The following is a 721-nucleotide window of genomic DNA, read 5'->3' as shown; positions in this document are numbered from 1 at the left end:
TAATGCCATCCATAACTGGCATTTCAATATCCATGGTGATGACGTCCGGCTTGAGAGCTTTGGCTTTTTCGACCGCTTCTCTGCCATTTACCGCAACGTCAATCACTTCTAGGCGCGATTCTGAGTTGATGATTTCGCTTACGCGACGACGGAAAAAACTCGAATCATCAACGACTAGTACTTTAATCGCCATTTTGTTCCTTTTCTTTACGTCAGCTTAGATGCGCGAAGCTGCTGCGTATTGCTTCAATAGATCTGGCACATCAAGAATCAATGCAATGTGACCATCACTGGTAATCGTCGCACCAGCCATACCTGGTGTACCTTGCAATAAGTTATCTAATGGCTTGATAACCACTTCTTCTTGACCGATAAGCGTGTCGACGACAAAACCAACGCGTTGACTGCCGATCTGCACAATCACAACATGACCATGACCGATGCGTTGCTCCACGCGAGGCGACTTAGACGCCAACCAGTTTTGTAGGTAGAACAGTGGAATAGACTTATCGCGAACGATGATGGTTAACTGACCATCTACCACGTTGGTGCGGCTTAAATCTAAGTGGAAAATCTCGTTTACTGACGCAAGTGGTAGTGCAAACGGATGACCGCCAACACCCACCATTAAGGTTGGCAAAATCGCAAGAGTCAGTGGCACTTTGATGGTGATCTTCGTGCCCTTGCCTAGCTCTGAATCAATGTCGATAGAGCCGTTTAA

Annotated in this window: 2 protein-coding genes; both read right to left on the bottom strand. The window is 46.6% G+C overall.

What is annotated here, in order from left to right; all coding sequences use genetic code 11:
- Positions 1-193 (bottom strand): response regulator (locus R7Z50_RS27190; protein ID WP_318149710.1); only part of this gene is annotated, 193 nt, incomplete at its 3' end.
- A 24-nt stretch (positions 194-217) separates the two neighbouring features.
- Positions 218-721 (bottom strand): chemotaxis protein CheW (locus tag R7Z50_RS27185; RefSeq protein WP_318149709.1); only part of this gene is annotated, 504 nt, incomplete at its 5' end.

Source organism: Vibrio sp. 1249-1 (assembly GCF_033340495.1).
Note: the sequence above shows the minus strand (reverse complement) of the source record. Positions and strands in the feature narration are given on the sequence as shown.